Here is a 19,673-nt window from a genome sequence, read left to right on the forward strand (position 1 = left end):
AAATTACAAATTTAGTCCTTAATTTCTAGGAGAACTTAGTTTACCCTTGAAGTTTTACCGTCTTTAACTGCTACAATAAAAGCATCCGGAAAACCTTTGTTTTTAGCCTCTTTTTCCAACTTTTTAGCTTCATTAATATCAGATGTTTCTCCATACATATATTTAAAAAAGTTAGCTGTTCGCATACTGGACACGTTTTTCAGACCCTTAAAATTACTTGAAACCAAACGCAATTCCCTTGTACTTACTGCAATCTGTACTTTATAAACTGAATCTGTAGCATTATTAGTTCCAATATTTTGATTATTAGCATTCACCGGTTTTACTGAAGCTATCGAACTGTATTTAGCACCTCCAAAGTATTCATTCTTGTATTTAATAATTGCATCTGCAATTTGTCGGGCCATTTTTTCCTGACCTTCATTCGAATTTAAAAAAGCCCCTTCTGTTTTATTAGAAAGAAAACCTAATTCTATCAAAACACTTGGCATATATGCTGCATCCAAAACCCAAAGCGGCTGTTGCTTAACTCCTCTTGAATTTCGTTTTAACCTATTTGTAAAATTACTTTGGATTTTAGTAGCCAGATTAATACTGCTGTTTAAATTTTCCTCCTGCATCATGGTTAAACCAATAAGTGACTCGGGCTTTTTAGGGTCAAATCCCTGGTATTTTTCCTTGTAATTATTTTCGAAAAGAATAACCGAATTTTCATTTTTAGCCACTTCCATATTCATATCACTGCGTGACAATCCCATCACAAAGGTTTCTGTACCCGAAGGAGCATTATTTTTTACCGAATTACAATGAATTGAAACAAACAAATTAGCATTAGCCTTATTAGCAATTTTAGGACGTTTTTCTAATTCAATAAACACATCAGAGGTACGAGTATAAATAATCTTAAAATCTTTATCATTTTCAAGGTAACTCCCTACTTTAAGTGTTGTTTTAAGAGCAATTTCTTTTTCTCTATAACCATGATACATATTACCCGGATCTTTACCTCCGTGACCTGCATCTAAAATGATTGTAAAACTGTTATTTTTTTGCGAAAAAACTGAATTACAAAGAACTAAGATTAAAACAATGCTTAAAAGTGGATTCTTATAATTGAATTTCATCTGCAAAAGTTAATTTTAATTAAAACGTATTTCCTATAGAAGTATTATTTACTTATTTTTGACCCGCCTTTGACTGGAAATTAGATTTAATTTTGCCGAGTCAAAAATCGAGCCATAATTTTACAAAAATAGTATTTATCCCTTTGCGTACAAACTTATTTCATATCGTTTTACTATCCTTTTTCCTAACATTTGGGGCAACTAACATATATTCGCAAGATATAACAAAAAAAACGAAGCCTATTGCTATTCCTAAGCAACAACAAACTGCAACAACACAAAAAAAGCCCGAAATCACTGTAAATGACAGCATAACAAAGGTAAAAGACAGCGTAAAAACCGATAGTATTAAACCCAAAAAAGCATTTTTGGAAGGAAAAGTAAAATACAAAGCAGAGCAATACGCTAAAATTGACCAAAAAAAGAAATTAATCACTTTGTACGACAATGCCGAACTTTATTACCAGGATATTGAATTAAAATCGGGTAAAATTGTAATGGATTATGAAAAAAACGAAGTTTATGCCGGTCGAATTAAAGATTCTTTAGGTAAATACACTCAATATCCCAACTTTAAACAGGGCGAAAATATTATAGAACCGGACTCGATACGCTTTAATTTCAAAACAAAAAAAGCCCTAATATGGAACTCAAAAACTGATCAGGGAGAATTTAATGTAAAAGCAGCTATTACAAAAAAAGAAAATGATTCTGTTTACTTTTTAAAAGGAGCTCGTTTTACAACATCTACAAATAAAGAAAATCCCGAATATTATTTTCAAACCAATAAGGTAAAATTTATTCCGGGTAAAAAAGTAATTACCGGATTAACTAATTTAGTCATTGCCGATGTACCCACACCTATTGCCCTGCCTTTTGCTTTTTTTCCGATGAGCAAAGAAACCAGTGTTTCCGGATTAATTTTACCCAGTTATAACGACTCAAACAATCGTGGATTTTCATTGCAAAACGGAGGATACTATTTTGCACTTAGTGACCATTACGATTTAACTGTCCTGGGAGATTACTACACTAACGGCAGTTATGGTATGCGATTTGAATCCTCCTACGCTACCCGATACAAATACAGAGGAAATGTTAACATCCGTTTTGAAAACCTTATCAATAGTGAAAGAGGCTATCCTGACTATTCCAGACAAAATATATACAACATTCAATGGTCACATTCCAGAGATTCGAAAGCTAATCCTAATTCGAGTTTCTCAGCATCGGTTAACTTAGGAAGTAGTAAATATTACCAACAATCTATTAATCAGTCCAATATTGGATCTTCATTAAACAACACCTTAAGTTCGTCAGTTTCTTACTCTAAAACATTCAATATTATTCCTCAGGCACGTTTGTCATTGTCTGCTACGCATTCGCAAAATACCCAAACTGAGACCATTAATATGACTTTGCCAACTTTGCAATTTAGCTTAGACAGAATGTACCCCTTTGTTGGAAAAGATGGTGTAAAAAAAGGTTTTTTCAAAAACATCAACTTACAGTATAATTTAAACGGACGTAATTCCATTACCACTACCGATTCGTTGTTTTTCAAACCCGAAATGTTTAAAGATGCACAAATGGGAATGCAACACAGTATTCCTTTGAGTACTAACTTTAAATTATTCAAATATTTTAGTGCTTCGACTTCTGTTAATTACGAAGAGATTTGGTACGCAAAAACCATCCGAAGAGCTTATGATGCTGAACAAAGTGCTGTAGTTGACCGAACAGTAAACGGATTTGATGCTTTTAGAACCTATAACCTGTCTGCCAGTTTAGGAACTACTATTTACGGAACTTTCAATTTTGGTGAAAATAAAAAAATACAAGCCATCAGACACGTTATGCGTCCCTCTATTTCGTATGCTTATACTCCAAGTTTTGAAAAATATTACGACACCTATGCCTCTGATGCCAGCGGAACTATGGACAAACGATACACCCGATTTGAAGGCGGAATTTATGGCGCTCCGGGATTAAGCAATTCCAATACGATGGGAATTAGCATCAGTAACACCTTTGAAGCAAAAGTTAGAGATGCTGATTCAACGAAAACAGAGCCCAAAAAAGTAATGCTATTAAACAACCTGAATTTATCTACCAGCTACAATCTTGATGCCGATGGGGTTACCGCACTGGCCTGGTCTCCGGTAAGAGTAAGTACGGGAGCACAATTTTTTCAAAACAAACTAAATGCAAACTTTGCTACTACTTTAGATCCTTATGCAATTGATAATTCAGGACGAAGAATTAACAAATTTAATATTGACAATGGAGGAAGCTTATTCAGAATGACCAGTGCCAATATTACACTAAACTATGCTTTATCAAGTAAAGATAAAGAAGATAAAAAGAATAAAAACACGGAGCAAACCACCAGAAATGGTGGTCGTGAAGACGACCTTTTCGGAACAGCAACAGATTTGAATGACAACAGACAAAGTTTATTTGATGGCAGCGAGGAAGAAGGCGAAGATACTATTTCGGAATTTTTCAATGCCAAACTGCCTTGGGATATGACTTTTGCTTATTCTTTTACTTATAGCAATAACAATCGTGAAAGCAGGATTACAGGAAATTCTCTAATGATTTCGGCCAATACCGATTTAACTCCAAAATGGAAAGTAGGAGTATCTACAGGATATGATTTTGTTCAAAACGGAGTTACCTATACCCAATTGCGATTTGAACGCGATTTAGCAAGCTGGAGACTAAGTTTTAACTGGACTCCTTTTGGAAATAACGCTAACTGGAATTTCTTTATCGGAATTAAATCAGGTATGTTGAGCGATATTAAATGGGAAAAACGCAACTACCCTACTCGTTAATCTGACTAAAATACAAAACCATTCGTTTCATATAAAACCCTATTATCATGAAAAAAGTAATTTTTACCGAAAAAGCCCCTGCTCCTATTGGTCCGTATAATCAAGCCATACTTACCGGTAACACCTTATACACTTCGGGACAAATCGCCATCAATCCAGCTGACGGAAGTTTAGTTACCGCTACTATCGAAGCCGAAACAACTCAGGTTATGGAAAATCTAAAAGCTGTTTTGGAAGCTGCCGGAATGACTTTTGAAAACGTTGTAAAATCAACTATTTTTATCATGAACATGAATGATTTTGGAGCTATCAACGGCATTTATGGTTCTTATTTTAACGAAAAAACCGCTCCAGCTCGTGAAACGGTTCAGGTGGCTTGTTTGCCAAAAAATGTAAATGTAGAAATTTCAGTAATTGCTATACTCTAGTAGCAATTGCATCTAATAATAATTGTGCTGTAGCTTCATTAGTAGCCAAAGGCACATTGTGTACGTCACATACACGAACAAGCATACTCACATCTGGTTCGTGTGGGTGACTTGCCAAAGGGTCTTTAAAAAAGAAAACCATATTAGTTTTTCCTTCAGCCACTCTGGCAGCTATTTGAGCATCACCTCCTATAGGTCCTGAAAGCATTTTCATTACTTTAAAACCTGCTTTTTCAGCTCTTCCACCGGTTGTACCGGTAGCAATAAGCTGAATATTTTCTCTGGATAAAATATCTTTATTTTTATTTAAAAATTGAACCATGTCAACTTTTTTTCCATCGTGTGAAATAATAGCAATTTCCATAATTCTTATTTATTAGCTACGTGATACGAAATCAAACCATCAATAGGTCTTCTTAAAACATTACCTAATTGTAAGTTGTATTTATCGAAAGTATGTTGCAATTCCTCTTTTAAATAATAAGCAATTGAACCAATAAAATGAACCGGAACCTCTTTGCAATTATCATATTGCTGAATGTAATTTTTCACAAAAGACTTCATTCCTTTACGAATAATTTTTTGACAAAACTCAGTTTCTTTATGCTGAATTAAAAACTTAGCGAAGGTGGCCAAATAAGCGTTTGGATTCTCTTCTTTATATAATTTGTTTTTAATAAAATCAGGATCCACATTGAACTCTTTTTCAAATTCAACAGCTAAATCTTTAGGCATCTTATTAAAATAATATTTTCTGATTAATTCTTTTCCAAAAACATTTCCACTGGCGTCATCCATAACGATATACCCTAAAGATTGTACTTTTTGATGCAATTGAGTTCCATCAAAATAACTGCAATTGGAACCTGTTCCCAGGATACAAACAATTGCTTTTTCGTCTTTTGGCGTAGTTGCATAAACAGCCGCATAAGTATCTTCTTCCACAACAATTTTAGCATTTGGAAAATAATCCTGAAAAACAGCAGTCAAACTGATTTTCATTCTGTCAGTTCCGCAACCTGCACCATAGAAAAATAAATGAGTAGCCTCTTTTTTGCTTTGTTGAATATCAAATCGATCCTCTAAACGAGCTACAATTTGATCTCCTTCCAGGATTTCCGGATTTAAACCCAGTGTTTGAGTTGTAAATAATATTTTTCCATGATCGTCTATCGCAATCCAGTCGGCTTTGGTAGAACCACTATCAACTATTAATTTCATTTATTTTAGTTTTTAGATTTGTTTTTAGATAAGCTGTTCCTTTTTAATTAAAAATGTTGTTTTTACATTAATTAAAAGAGGTATAAAATAAGAAAATCCCGTTCGACGCATCGAACGGGATTTTCTAAAATTGTAAAATATTATTTTAAACCTGCAATATGTACAGATAAATCAATTAATTTACTAGAGTATCCGTACTCATTATCGTACCAAGATACTAATTTAAAGAAAGTAGAGTTCAAACCAATTCCTGCAGTAGCATCAATGATTGAAGTTCTTTTGTCAGAGATAAAATCTTGAGAAACAACAGCATCTTCAGTATATCCTAAGATACCTTTCATGTTAGTTTCAGAAGCATTTTTCAAAACAGCCATAATTTCTTCGTAAGAAGTTTCTTTAGCTACTTTTACAGTTAAGTCAACAGTAGAAACGTCAGCAGTAGGAACACGGAAAGCCATACCAGTTAATTTTCCATTCAATTCAGGAATAACTTTTCCAACCGCTTTAGCAGCTCCTGTAGAAGAAGGAATAATGTTGATTGCAGCAGCACGTCCACCTCTCCAGTCTTTTCTAGAAGGACCATCAGCAGTCATTTGAGTTGAAGTTGTAGCGTGAACAGTAGTCATCAAAGCTTCAACAATTCCGAAGTTATCGTGAATTACTTTAGCTAATGGAGCTAAACAGTTAGTAGTACAAGAAGCGTTAGAAACAACTAAATCAGTAGCTTTTGCAGTTTCGTGGTTTACTCCCATTACAAACATTGGAGCATCAGCAGAAGGAGCAGAAATAATTACTTTTTTAGCACCACCTTTAATGTGCTCATTTGCAGTTTCGATAGTTGTAAAAATACCAGTACATTCAGCAACTACATCAACGTCAACTTCATTCCATTTTAAGTCAGCTGGATTTCTTTCAGCAGTGATACGGATGTTTCTTCCGTTTACGTATAATTTTCCTTCTTTTACTTCAACATCACCATCAAAACGACCGTGAACTGAATCATATTTTAATAAGTAAGCTAAGTGATCTACATCTAATAAGTCATTGATTGCAACAACTTCTACATTATCTCTGTTGAAAGACTCTCTAAAAACAATTCTTCCGATTCTTCCGAAACCGTTTATTCCTAATTTTACTTTTGACATTTCTTTATTTATTTATTGTTTATTATTCTGATTGAAAAATTTTCGCAAATTTAATAATTAATTCTGCTACAATTTTTATTAAGTTGTGATAATATCTGAAACTCTCAACAACTCTCTGTCGATTTCCGACTTACCTTTGATGGCTAATGATAATGGAGTAAGATTTACAGTATCATTTTTTAATCCTACCATAAAGTTAGACACTCCGTCTAATAATGATTCTACAGCTTTAACACCTAAACGGCTAGCTAATACCCTATCAAAACAAGAAGGCGAACCTCCACGCTGCATGTGTCCTAATACAGATACACGAACATCATATTCGGGCAAATTAGCATCCACATAATCTTTTAATTCGAATACATTTTTACCTATTTTATCTCCTTCTGCAATTACAACAATACTGGATGATTTTCCGGAAGCTTTACTTTTTTGAAGTGATTCCAATAGACGATCTAGCCCTAAATCTTCTTCAGGAATTAAAATTTCTTCAGCACCACCTGCAATACCTGCGTTCAATGCAATGTGTCCGGCATCTCTTCCCATTACTTCCACAAAGAATAAACGATTGTGTGAACTGGCAGTATCTCTAATTTTATCGATACAATCTACTACGGTATTTAAAGCAGTATCATATCCTAAAGTATGTGTTGTTCCGTAAATATCATTATCGATAGTTCCCGGAATTCCCATTACAGGAAAATTATATTCTGAGTTAAAAATCAAAGCTCCTGTAAACGTACCGTCTCCTCCGATAACTACTAAAGCTTCAACTCCTTCTTTAACTAAGTTATCATGTGCTTTTTTTCTTCCTTCAGCAGTTCTGAATTCAGATGAACGAGCCGATTTTAAAATCGTTCCTCCTTTATTAATAATATTATTTACACTACGAGGTCCCATTTCTTTGAAGTCTCCTTCAATCATCCCTTGGTATCCTCTGTAAATCCCAACACATTCTATATTATGATAAGCACAAGTTCGAACTACAGAACGTATCGCGGCATTCATTCCCGGTGAATCTCCACCTGAGGTTAAAACACCTATTTTTTTTATTGTTTTTAGCATAGTTTTAGTTTTGAAAGGTAAAATTAAGAAACATTAATTACTTTAAAAGGGTATGACTTAATATTTTAACTAATCAGCTTAAATTCAAACGTTTTCGTTAATAAGTTTCACAAAAAACAAAAAAACTGAACTTTTTTTTGAAAGAAATCGATTTTTAGATAATTTAACTAAGAATACCTTATTTTAACCTTTATCTAACATTTTAATAAAACAACATCGATTAGCAAACTACTCTTCGTCCTCGGCTTTAACCGCTTCTTTATTCTTTTTTGAATCAGCTTTTTTAGGAGCTTTCTTTTTACTGAAATTAATATACTCCGGAATTACATTAGAATCCTGAAAATACTCATTAGTATTCCCGGTATTTTGAATACGGTATTTTTTAAATATCTTACTAACCAATTCCCTGAAAGTATCAAAATCAACATCATAAGTCACCCCTAAACCTTGGGTATAACCTATTCCCTGACCAATATAATTAATATCATTTTCTCTGTTGAATAATCGTAAATTCATTGTTCCATCCTGATTTACCCTATACAAAACTTCAACATCGCCTACTACTGCCGATTCATTAATTCCTCCAAAAGGAACCCCTACCTTTCCGTTAATAGAAATACGCTCATTAATTTTTGACGAAATAGTTGCTACTACTCTACCATCGGTTTCTCTACCAATTCTTCTGTCAGGAGAAACATAATTCAGTCCTACCTTAAACTTATCACTATCCGTCTTTAAAATATCTCCTAACAAACTGGAAGCGGTTTCAAACAAACTTCCCGAAAAATCAGACTGATTCACTCCTTCCGGACTCAAAAAACCTCCCGAAGAAAGCAAATACAAAGCCTGTGTTTGCCTTACATCTTTATCGTATAATTTATATTGAATTTCTGACTTTAAAACATTACTCACCGTTGGGAATTCTATATTAAAATCAGGATCCGGACTGGCTAAATCTCCCTGAATACCAATAACTACATTCACCGGGACTTTTCGGTTAAATGAAGAATTGTCCAACAAAACAGCAGGATTCGCAATGGTTTTGTAAACCGCCTGTAAATTCAACTGCGCTCGCATTGGATTCCCTTCCCAGGAAATAGAACCTCCTTTTTTTACATCAAACTTCTTATCAATTAATCCGCCGTATTTAAAATTATAAGTTCCTTCATAAGCCTGGAAATCACCCCACATATTAAATTTTCCTAAAGTGTTAATTTCAAACAAAAGTGAACCATAACCTCTACCACGCATTCCATGTCCTGAATTTCTGTCTAATATCACTTCAACCTCGGCATCAGGCGTTATGTCCAAATCAAATTTTAACTCAAGACCATTATACTTTCGGGTATTTTCGACAATTCCCATTTTTTTATTATACTTTTCCTTGGGTGTTACAAAGTGAATAAAAGAATTCTCGCCTACACTCTCGGCATAATTAATAGGTATTTTAACGTCGGATCCCTTCTCTGATTTTGCGTCAATTTTTATCAACAAAGCATTAGTAGGTCCTTTAATCGTTGCAGCTCCGTTAATAAAAGCAGTTCCATAATAGGCAGCATCTTCAGAATCCTTGGTATCTAAAACCACCAGCCTTTTGGAAGTTATCCCAAAATCCAGTTTCCAGTCTGCAAAATTATTATGCTCAATACTACCATTCAATAAACCTCTGGTATTAAATTTAGAATCTGTAATGGTATTATTTCTAAACAAAAATGTCTCATCTACCAAATCCACTACTGAACGATCACTCAACTGATAATCAACATTGAGATAAGGAATAGTCATTCCTGCTTTATCTACAAACAATCGTCCGCTTATTTTTGGCTTATTTACATCTCCTGTTACAATTGAATTTCCTGTTACAAATCCTCTGATATTAGACAAAACGTCACCTCCTAACGAACTAAAAACACCTAAATTAAACTTATCCAATTTCAATTTTAAATCAAGAACCGTTTTCTTGTTGACAATTTCAAAACTTCCGTTAGCATTAAAAGATTCCAGATTATCATTTTGCAAATAAGAATTAATACTGAATTTTTCCAGATTTTGATCTCCTTCAATATCAAACTTCAAAGTTCCCAAGTCGGTTTTATTAATATTCAGTTTATCGACTATTAATGAAGCGGTGGGCTTATAAATCTGATTGTTTTGCTTAAAATGAATGGCACCGTTTACATTTCCGTTAAACACAAACTTACTGCTCAAAGGCGTAATTTTATACAAATCAACATCTTTAAAACTAAGTTCTAAATTCTTATTCAAATTATCTTTTATCACCCCATTCAAAGCCACAGATTGATTTTCGTGAGAAAGTATGATATTATCAAAATTGAAATTCTTAACCGATTTATCAAAAACTATTTTATTATCCGATCGGTCCTGTTGATTCAAATACCATAAATTCTCCTTGAATTTCATCTCTGATTTACTAATACCTACCACATTATTATTATCCTCATCAATAGTATGGTATAAATTCAGGTTGAAATAATCTTCTCCTTTTTCGCCTCCTTTAAACTCGGAACGAAACAGTAAAGTATCTTTAGTGATGATGTTAATCAAGCTAAAATCACGCATTTTATAATAAGGCGTTTTGATGCTATCTAATTCCACATAAGCATTGTACAACGGATTTTTATTATCAATAGCAACACTAATATTATCAAAAGTATTCTTAGCATACACAATTTTAGGCGAATTAAAATTCATCTTAAATTCCTGACCATCCGATTTGATGTTTCCTTTAAGAACCGTATTGGTTGCCAACGCAATTTCGGGATATAAAATCTCAACAATCTTACTGTAAATAGTAAAATTAAACCTTAAAAATTGTCCTTTGTTTACTTTTTCGGGCTTAAAATTAGTATATAAACTACCCAGTGAATTCTTAGCCAATCTTCCTAATTGACTAAATTGAAAACGCCCCACCACTTTTCCTTCAACAATATCCGGAGAATCAATTGTTAGCGTACGAATTCCTTTTTCGTCAAAAGTGGAATTAATATTAAAATCATCAAAAAAATAAGTATCCTTTACATTTTGATACGAAGTCTCTTTTATATAAATATTTCCCTGTAAATTTTCAATAGTATTTCCCGTGACCTGTACCACCACATCACCTTTAAAATTAGAAATACTATCCTTTACAAATTTCAGCTTATTCAAATTGGCATGAGCCACATTGATATGAAAATCATATTTATTTTCTTTGGCACTTAAATCAACCAAACCATCAAATTCCATATCCAGATTAGGATCATCTACCGAAATTTGTCCTTTATAATAAGGCAATTTAAAATTACCATTAACAACAATATTGCTGTATCTGTAATTTTTATAATCAACTGTATTGATAGTTCCTTTTAACTGTGTGTTCAAGAATTTCTCTGTAAATCCTTTTCCATCTACATTGACATCCATGGTTACTTTTCCTAAATCTTCACGATTTAAAAAAGTTCCAACATCAAAATTTTCAAAAACTACATTTCCGGTATAAGTCGCTTTGTCAATAAAATCTATATTTGTCATCGAAAAAACCGACTGTACTCTTCCAATTTCTGATTTCAAATTAAGTGCTGCATCGATAGCTGTAGCTGTAAGTTGGGTGCTTCCTTCCATCCAAAAACCCCCCAATGTTTTTAATTCAACCGGTAGTTTTTTGCCAAGAACATTAGGAAGAAGGTTCACTAAATTATCGTAACTCGAGTTGATTCGGCTAAAATCGCCATCCATATAAAATCGCTGATGTTGTTTTCCAAAAATATTTTTGAAACGAATAGCTCCTTCAATTCTTGATTTTTTCGAATCAACTAACTTTAAACGATTTACATACAAATCGTTTAAAGTTCCATTAATATTGGCTCTGTTGATATAGAAGAAATGATTTTTAGCTAATTCATTATAAAAATAACGGACATCATTACTTGCTATCGAAGCCGAATGAATCTTAACATCAAACTTAACTTTATCATTAAAATGGGCAAAATCTTCAATTTTATAATTCAGCGCCACTTCAGCTTTTATTTTGGATTCAGAAGTGGTTAAATCCAGATTTTCCAGCTTTATTTTTTTCTTGGTATAACTAAAAACAGTACTTAAATCTTTTACAAACAAACCTCCTGAATCTAAAAAAGATAATTTATTTATAATAATATCCACATCAGGACCATAGAGTTTAAAATTGGTCAATTCGGTATTAATATTTTTAAAATCAACATCCTTTGGATTGGCTTTATTCTCATCTGTCAATCTAAAATGCCCATGATTGATGTAAGCCTTATCTGATGTCAGAAGAAAATGTTTTCCTGTAGGTGGTTTCCCCGAATCAAAGGCATCTATGAAAACATCCATATTAGTTTTCTTTTCGTTTTTGTAAGTTTTCATATCAAACAAAACTCCATCCAGATGAATTTTCTTAAACAACAAATCGCCTTCTAAAACAGCATTGACATCAAAAATAGTAGTATTTAAAATTCGGGTATAAATTAAAGTGTCCTTATGGTGATCTAAAATCAATACGTTTTTAATTTTTACTCCACCAAAAACTGATACTCTAACTTTGTCAATATTGATACTTGTACCAAAATCATTATTGATACGATTCATTAAATACTTACCTACCTTAGTTTGAACCGCTGGTAACGATAAAGCAATACCAAGCATCAACAGGAAAATGATGAGCCCCAGAATTATACTCGAAGTTATTTTAATGGCTTTTTTGATATGCTTTGCTTTTATTTATGAAATATTATTTTGCTTAAGGAAAGAGCAAAACCTTTAATAAAAATTCTTTAATTTTGGCTGCGCCGTAAAATTAAAAAAAATAAAATCGGTTTCTATAGATAATTCAAAAATTGTGCCTTCAAATATGCTAAATCCCGAGGTTTTTATTCTTGCTATCGAAAGTTCATGCGATGATACTGCTGCAGCCGTTTTATGTAACGACAAAGTACTGTCAAATGTTGTGGCGAATCAATTAATTCATACCCAGTACGGCGGTGTGGTTCCTGAACTGGCTTCAAGAGCGCATCAGCAAAATATTGTACCTGTAATTGATGCTGCTTTCAAAAAAGCCAATATACAAAAAGAACAACTTTCAGCCATTGCATTTACTCAAGGACCGGGACTAATGGGTTCTTTATTAGTAGGTAGTTCATTTGCCAAATCAATGGCACTGGCATTGGGAATTCCACTTATTGCGGTCAACCACATGCACGCACATATTTTGGCGCATTTTATTGACGAAGAAGGTTATGACAAACCCGAATTTCCTTTCCTGGCCTTAACCATTAGCGGCGGACATACCCAAATTGTGAAAGTCAACCACTTTTTTGATATGCAAATCATTGGCGAAACCACCGATGATGCTGTAGGTGAAGCTTTTGACAAAAGCGCTAAAATCCTGGGACTTCCCTATCCTGGTGGGCCTTTAGTAGATAAATATGCCCAACTGGGAAATCCAAAAGCATATCCTTTTACCAAACCGAAAGTTCCCGGACTGGATTTTAGTTTTTCAGGTTTAAAAACGGCAATCTTGTATTTCATCCAAAAAGAAAAACAAAAAAATCCAAATTTTATCGAAGAAAACACCAATGATATTTGTGCTTCGATTCAATATACGATTATCCAAATTTTAATGGACAAATTAAAATTGGCTGTACAAGAAACGGGAATTAAACAAATAGCTATTGGCGGAGGCGTTTCGGCAAATTCCGGAATCAGACAAACTTTAAAAGACGCTGAACAAAAATACGGCTGGAAAACATTTGTCCCTAAATTTGAATACACGACCGATAATGCTGCCATGATAGGGATTGTAGGTTATCAAAAATTCTTGTCTCAAAATTTCGAAAATGCTTCAGTTGTTTCTAAAGCGCGAATTCAATTCTAAACTATGCAATTATTTTACAATCCAAATATTGACCCGCAAACGGAATCCTTTTCTTTCGACAAAGAAGAAAGCAAACACATTATCAAAGTCTTACGAAAAAAAGATGGCGATATTTTATTTGTAACCAATGGTTTGGGATATATCTTCGAATGCGAAATCACCTTAGCATCTGATAACAAATGTACAGTCAAAATTAATTCTTTTGAGAAAAAAGAAACGCCAAAATTCCATTTGCATCTGGCCGTTGCACCAACAAAAATGAACGACCGCTACGAATGGTTTCTGGAAAAAGCTACCGAAATTGGTATTCAGGAAATTACGCCCATTATTTGTGATCGCTCCGAAAGAAAGGTCATCAACAAAGAACGATTTGATAAAATCATCCTGTCAGCGTTAAAACAATGCAACGAAGCTTACTTACCAAAATTGAACGAAGCAGTTAGTTTTAAAGAATTTGTAAATCAAAAAAAGAATGGCAGCTTACTAATTGCCCATTGCGAAGAAACCGATAAAAAAACATTGAAATCGGTTTTGAAAGCCAACGAAGATATTACTTTACTTATTGGCCCAGAAGGCGATTTTTCGGTTAAAGAAATCGCATTGGCGTTAGAGAATAATTATATTCCCGTTTCTTTAGGCAACACCAGATTAAGAACTGAAACAGCAGCGTTAGTAGCTTGCCATAGTGTGGTGTTTTTTAATGAAGAATAGTCCTTAGTTTAGGATGAATTTAATCAATAAGGACTAACTACTAAGGACTAATCACTAAGGACTAAAAAATGAAAAAAATATATCTTCTTTTAGTATTAATCTCTTTCACCTCGTTTTCCCAGGAAATTGCCTTGGTAAAATACAGCGGTGGTGGCGATTGGTATGCCAATCCTACTTCACTTCATAATTTAATTCGTTTTTGCAACAGCCATATCAACACCACTATTAATCCAAAACCAGCTACAGTAGAACCAAGTAGCCCTGATTTATTTTCCTATCCTTTTACCCACATGACGGGACACGGAAATGTTGTTTTTAGTGAATCAGATGTACAAAATCTTCAAAAATATTTAAAAGCCGGTGGTTTTTTACATATTGATGATAATTACGGAATGGATCAATACATTCGAAAAGAAATTAAAAAAATATTCCCTGACAAAGAATTGATTGAAATTCCTGCTAATCACGCTATTTTTCAAAAACCTTATCTTTTTGCCAATGGTTTACCCAAAATACACGAACACGATGGCAAACGTCCACAAGCTTTTGGGGTTTTCATAGACAATAGATTAGTACTGCTATATACTTTTGAATGTGATTTAGGTGATGGCTGGGAAGATGCCGAAGTCAATAACGACCCAATTGAAGTACGTGAAAAAGCATTGAAAATGGGAGCTAATATTATGAACTATATCTTTAATAACTAATTCAAGTGCAGCTAAAACACGAAGAAAATCAGTTTAAACAAACGCAATTTCCTATTACGCTGGTTTGTGACAATATCTATTTCCAACAAAATATTGGTTCGCTTTTTAGAATTGGGGAAGCTTTCGGAATTGAGAAAATTATTTTCTTAGGAAAAGACATTCCTCTAAATCCCCGAAAAATTAATAAAACTTCCAGAAGTACCCATTTACACGTTCCTTACACTGTAATTGAAGAAAACGACACTTTAATTAATTACTTACAGGAGAATAATTATGAAATAATTTCGTTAGAAATTGCTTCAAGCAGCAAAGCATTAAAAGAAGTGATTTTGCCTTCTGATAAAAAAATAGCACTTATAATTGGCAGCGAAATTAATGGCATAAACGAAGCTCTTTTGGCAATTTCAAATCAAATTGTACACATCAATATGTTTGGTCAAAACAGCAGTATGAATGTGGTTCAGGCTGCAAGTATTGCGCTTTATGAATTTACTTCAAAAATGATTTGAGTTTCTTTATCTTTATAAACTAAAACATTGCTATGATTACATCAAAAACGATATCCAACGGAATCCTTCGCGCTTTACTAACCGTAGTTATTGTCGGTTTAATTTTGCTTTTTCTATATCAAATCAGCATTGTTCTGACTTATTTGGTAGTTTCAATCATTCTTACGATGATTGGAAAACCAATTTTAAATTTCTTTAAAAAACGATTAAAATTCAGCCACATCTTTGCAACTATTATTACGATAGTCATTTTTGTATTGATTATTTTGGGATTTGTTTTAATGTTTATTCCTTTAATTTCTTCTCAAGGACAAAATTTATCTTTACTAAATACCGCTGAAATAGAGAAAAACATTAGCGAATTAGTCAACCAAATCAAGGCTTTTTTAGATTCTCACAATATTGATTCTTCCAAAGTATTAAAGGAAGCTAATATTTCTTCTAAAATCAATTTCACTTTTATTCCTGATTTTTTAAATAGTATTTTAGGTACCATCAGCAGTTTTGGTGTGGGTCTAGGCTCAGTATTATTTATTACTTTTTTCTTTTTAAAAGACAGAGTACTCTTTTTACGTGGAGCTAAAAAACTAATCCCGGACAGTTATGAAGAGCAATTTTTGAACTCTTTCGAAAAAATCAACGATTTACTTTCCCGTTATTTCATTGGATTATTATTGCAATTATTCATTGTATTCCTTTTATATCTGATTGTTTTAATCATTTTTGGAATCCCAAATGCCTTAATTATTGCTTTTTTATGTGCCGTATTGAATATCATTCCTTACATCGGTCCATTGATTGCTTCTGTATTAGCGGCTTTATTGACCATGTTAAGTAATTTAGGAAATGACTTCCAATCTGAAATTTTACCTACGACCATCTATGTATTAATCGGTTTTTGGATTGTTCAGATTATTGACAATAATGTTTCGCAACCCGTTATTTTTTCAAAAAGTGTCAGTTCTCATCCTTTGGAAATCTTTCTTGTCATTTTAATTGCGGGCTTTCTTTCGGGAATATTAGGGATGATTATTGCTGTTCCGTTGTACACAATTCTGAAAGTGATAGGAAAAGAATTCATTCCTGAAAACAAAATCATTCAATTACTAACTAAAGATATTTAGGTTTGGATTCTACTATTTTACAACCACAAATTCAAGAATTTATTGAAAACCAAATAGGGAACTCCATTTCAAAATTAGCCCTTCAAAAAAATCCATTTCCTGATGTGGAATGGATTCGGATTTTGAATCAAATTGAAGCTAAAACAAAGGCTAAAGACAAATTACCAACTTGGTTTAACACCAAAAACATTATTTATCCCAGTAAAATTTCGGTAGAACAAACCTCTTCCGAACCAACGGCTTTATACAAAACCAGTATCCTTTCGGGAGAAAATTTAATTGATCTTACCGGTGGTTTTGGTGTAGATGATTCTTTTTTTTCTGCCAAAATCAAATCGGTAGTGCATTGCGAAATAAACTCAGAGCTTTCGGCTATTGTACAACACAATTTCGAACAGCTCAACATTAAAAATATCGAATGTCATGCTGGCGACAGTTTTGAAACCTTAAAAACTTTGAATCGAAAATGGGATTGGATTTACATTGATCCTTCAAGGCGAAATGATACCAAAGGCAAAGTTTTTATGCTCAAAGACTGTTTGCCCAATGTTCCCGAAAATCTTGATTTTTATTTAGAAAATTCGGATGCCATCTTAATCAAAACCGCGCCTTTATTAGATATTTCAGCAGGATTATCCGAATTGAAAAACGTAAAAACCATTCATATTGTAGCCCTGGAAAACGAAGTAAAAGAACTTTTATGGGAATTGCATAAAGATTATGAGGGGGAAATCACTTTGAAAACGGTCAACATCAACAAAGGCGTTATTAATACATTTGAGTTTTTAATGAATCAGGAATCGGTATTTCCTGATTATAGTTTGCCTAAAAAATATTTGTACGAACCCAATAGTGCTATCATGAAATCGGGAGGCTTTGATGAAGTTGCTATTAACTACAACATCAATAAATTACACAAACATTCTCATTTATATACTTCTGATGAAATTCTATCGTTTCCGGGTAGAATTTTTGAAATAACGACGGCTTTTCCGTATAATAAAATCGAAATGAAGAACCAAATGAGCGGAAAACAATCCAATATTACTACTCGAAATTTTCCCGAAACGGTGGAAAACATTCGAAAAAAATGGAAAATCAAAGAGGGTGGAAATTTATATACTTTTTTTACCACAGATGCAAATAATAATAAAATAGTATTAATTTGCGCCAAAATAAATTAAAATGAAAAAACTATTACTTACCGCCTTATTCTTCTTATCATTAAACACTTTTGCGCAAAAAGATTGCGACTACGCAACTAACATAAAAGATTCCCTAGGAACCTACAAACTAACCAAAGAATACCTGATTTCTGAGAAAATTTTCGCAGGAACTTCCAGCTATATTTTTTACACTTTGTCTTTAACAGATGGTTTGCCAACGCTCAATGTGCAACTTATTCAAAAAAGCAAAGGTTTTATTAAAGCCAATTGTTTTGATAAAAACTCCAGATTGTATCTACAACTCAACAACGGAAAAGTAATTACTCTGGTGCATACCAATTTGGAATACTGTGGAAGCATGATTAGAGACGAAAATGGTTTTGACAACCGTGTCATCGTTGGAAATTTCATGTTTATGAAAGGAACAATGGAAGACTTGAAAAGTTCGCCACTTTCATTAATGCGAATAAAATATTTATCGGATACAGAAGATTATATTGTTAAAAAACAATTGGTTTCTGAACTAAATGGAAAAACATATCAACCCGAAACTTATTTTATTAATAATTTAAAATGTATCGAAAACTAAATCAATAGCCTACTTTATTCTTTATTTGATTTATCATAAAAAGCCAACACTTTCAATTTATCTGCTTGAAAGTATTGGATTTTATATTAAACCAATATCCGTTAAAGAGAAAATTTACAATGACAGGTCGCTCCTCTGGAGCTTTTTTGGAGAATTCTCATTTTCTACAAACAGTTAGATGCCAATGGGACTAAAATAATCCTTTAGTAACTAAATATTTGTAGAAAACGGTAATTATTAGTTAAATAAAGCTCCAACGGAGCAACCTATTTTTGTACAAAGAATTTAATTTGAGAAAATTGTAACTACTCGCACTTCCATTTTTCGTTGGCAACTTTATCCGTCAAAGCCGACTTTAAATTGTAATGCCACCATTCAGAATCAAAAGAAATAAAATTCTTCTTCAACATAATTTTTTTCAATAATTTTCTATTTTCTTTCACTTCTTCAGTAACACCAGCATAATAATGACTGGCTTCCGGACCAAAAAAATCAAATTTAGTACCCATATCCAGTTCTTTTCCATTACTATCTACCAGTGTAATATCGACTGCTCCACCCCGATTATGGATTGATCCTTTTGCCGGATTGGCAACGTATTCCGGATTGGGAACAATTTGCCACATCTTTTTTTGAATATCTAAGGGTCTGTAACAATCAAAAAGTTTAATGCGATAGCCTTTTTTGATAAATTTTTGGTTGGCTAAAATCAAGGCTTTAACTGTTTTCAATCTAAGATAACATTCGGCACAATCATAAACTTTTGCTTTCAGGAAATTGTCTTCGGTGGCATATTTCATATCATGTACAAAATCCGAGCTATAGTCTTTTAAATTCACAAAAGTAGTATCATCAACTATTGTTGTTATTTCTTTTGCTGATTTTACAACCGTATTTTGCGATTTACAAGGCAAAAATACAGCTAAAAATAAAATTAAACTTATGCTCTTTAAAGTAGTAATCATTAAATACGAATTTTAGGCTTAAAACAAATGTACAAAACTACTACTAAAAAACTCCTTCAATTAAACCTTCGATTCGTTAAAAAAACTCTTTTTGTCAAATTTTCATTAGGCAGTTAAATTTAAAAATGTACTTTTATTTTTTGTTTCAAAAAAGCAACTATTTTTTACCCATAAAATTAAAACAAC

Annotated in this window: 16 protein-coding genes; 9 read left to right on the forward strand and 7 right to left on the reverse strand. The window is 33.0% G+C overall.

The window, feature by feature from the left end; genetic code table 11:
* Positions 1-35 precede the first annotated feature (35 nt).
* Entirely contained in the window at positions 36-1,124 is a 1,089-nt protein-coding gene (locus tag BIW12_RS15085) for an N-acetylmuramoyl-L-alanine amidase family protein (RefSeq protein ID WP_071185874.1), read from the reverse strand.
* Positions 1,125-1,216: 92 nt separating this feature from the next.
* Here BIW12_RS15085 and BIW12_RS15090 point away from each other — a divergent pair, with 92 nt between their 5' ends.
* Positions 1,217-3,964 carry a putative LPS assembly protein LptD gene (locus BIW12_RS15090; RefSeq protein ID WP_071185875.1) on the forward strand — a complete coding sequence of 916 codons (2,748 nt, stop codon included), beginning with the start codon at positions 1,217-1,219 and terminating at the stop codon, positions 3,962-3,964.
* A 47-nt stretch (positions 3,965-4,011) separates the two neighbouring features.
* Positions 4,012-4,392: a RidA family protein gene (locus BIW12_RS15095; RefSeq protein ID WP_071185876.1), complete on the forward strand. Its 381-nt coding sequence runs from the start codon at positions 4,012-4,014 to the stop codon at positions 4,390-4,392.
* Here BIW12_RS15095 and BIW12_RS15100 read toward each other — a convergent pair.
* The 5 genes from BIW12_RS15100 to BIW12_RS15120 form a co-directional block, all read right to left on the reverse strand.
* On the reverse strand, positions 4,382-4,756 hold the full coding sequence (locus tag BIW12_RS15100; RefSeq protein WP_071185877.1) for a methylglyoxal synthase: 375 nt from the start codon (positions 4,754-4,756) through the stop codon (positions 4,382-4,384). The two genes, BIW12_RS15095 and BIW12_RS15100, sit on opposite strands and share 11 nt — an antisense overlap.
* Before the next feature lie 5 nt (positions 4,757-4,761).
* On the reverse strand, positions 4,762-5,613 hold the full coding sequence (locus BIW12_RS15105) for an N-acetylglucosamine kinase (protein ID WP_071185878.1): 852 nt from the start codon (positions 5,611-5,613) through the stop codon (positions 4,762-4,764).
* 140 nt (positions 5,614-5,753) lie between these two features.
* Positions 5,754-6,758, reverse strand: coding sequence for a type I glyceraldehyde-3-phosphate dehydrogenase (gene gap, locus BIW12_RS15110; protein ID WP_071185879.1), 1,005 nt, complete (start codon positions 6,756-6,758; stop codon positions 5,754-5,756).
* A 78-nt stretch (positions 6,759-6,836) separates the two neighbouring features.
* A complete protein-coding gene (gene pfkA, locus BIW12_RS15115) occupies positions 6,837-7,823 on the reverse strand; it encodes a 6-phosphofructokinase (protein ID WP_071185880.1) in 987 nt (328 codons plus the stop codon).
* Between the two features lie 228 nt (positions 7,824-8,051).
* The gene (locus BIW12_RS15120) at positions 8,052-12,488 is read right to left on the reverse strand and encodes a translocation/assembly module TamB domain-containing protein (protein ID WP_071185881.1); all 4,437 of its coding nucleotides are present in this window, start codon (positions 12,486-12,488) and stop codon (positions 8,052-8,054) included.
* Between the two features lie 205 nt (positions 12,489-12,693).
* Between BIW12_RS15120 and tsaD the strand changes: the two genes are divergently transcribed.
* The 7 genes from tsaD to BIW12_RS15155 all read left to right on the forward strand — a co-directional run bounded on the left by tsaD (position 12,694) and on the right by BIW12_RS15155 (position 18,522).
* Entirely contained in the window at positions 12,694-13,716 is a 1,023-nt protein-coding gene (gene tsaD, locus BIW12_RS15125) for a tRNA (adenosine(37)-N6)-threonylcarbamoyltransferase complex transferase subunit TsaD (protein ID WP_071185882.1), read from the forward strand.
* 3 nt (positions 13,717-13,719) lie between these two features.
* Complete coding sequence (locus tag BIW12_RS15130; RefSeq protein WP_071185883.1) at positions 13,720-14,427, forward strand: 16S rRNA (uracil(1498)-N(3))-methyltransferase; 708 nt, start codon at positions 13,720-13,722, stop codon at positions 14,425-14,427.
* 68 nt (positions 14,428-14,495) lie between these two features.
* Complete coding sequence (locus tag BIW12_RS15135) at positions 14,496-15,134, forward strand: DUF4159 domain-containing protein (protein WP_071185884.1); 639 nt, start codon at positions 14,496-14,498, stop codon at positions 15,132-15,134.
* 5 nt (positions 15,135-15,139) lie between these two features.
* Positions 15,140-15,643 carry a TrmH family RNA methyltransferase gene (locus BIW12_RS15140; protein ID WP_071185885.1) on the forward strand — a complete coding sequence of 168 codons (504 nt, stop codon included), beginning with the start codon at positions 15,140-15,142 and terminating at the stop codon, positions 15,641-15,643.
* 32 nt (positions 15,644-15,675) lie between these two features.
* On the forward strand, positions 15,676-16,767 hold the full coding sequence (locus BIW12_RS15145) for an AI-2E family transporter (RefSeq protein WP_071185886.1): 1,092 nt from the start codon (positions 15,676-15,678) through the stop codon (positions 16,765-16,767).
* Positions 16,768-16,769: 2 nt separating this feature from the next.
* Complete coding sequence (locus tag BIW12_RS15150) at positions 16,770-17,951, forward strand: class I SAM-dependent methyltransferase (protein ID WP_071185887.1); 1,182 nt, start codon at positions 16,770-16,772, stop codon at positions 17,949-17,951.
* A gap of 1 nt (position 17,952) precedes the next feature.
* On the forward strand, positions 17,953-18,522 hold the full coding sequence (locus BIW12_RS15155; RefSeq protein WP_071185888.1) for a hypothetical protein: 570 nt from the start codon (positions 17,953-17,955) through the stop codon (positions 18,520-18,522).
* 305 nt (positions 18,523-18,827) lie between these two features.
* On the opposite strand, the gene BIW12_RS15160 is transcribed toward BIW12_RS15155, so the two are convergent.
* The gene (locus tag BIW12_RS15160) at positions 18,828-19,487 is read right to left on the reverse strand and encodes a M15 family metallopeptidase (protein WP_071185889.1); all 660 of its coding nucleotides are present in this window, start codon (positions 19,485-19,487) and stop codon (positions 18,828-18,830) included.
* Between the last annotated feature and the right edge of the window lie 186 nt (positions 19,488-19,673).

The sequence above is a fragment of the Flavobacterium commune genome (assembly GCF_001857965.1).
GTDB lineage: Bacteria > Bacteroidota > Bacteroidia > Flavobacteriales > Flavobacteriaceae > Flavobacterium > Flavobacterium commune.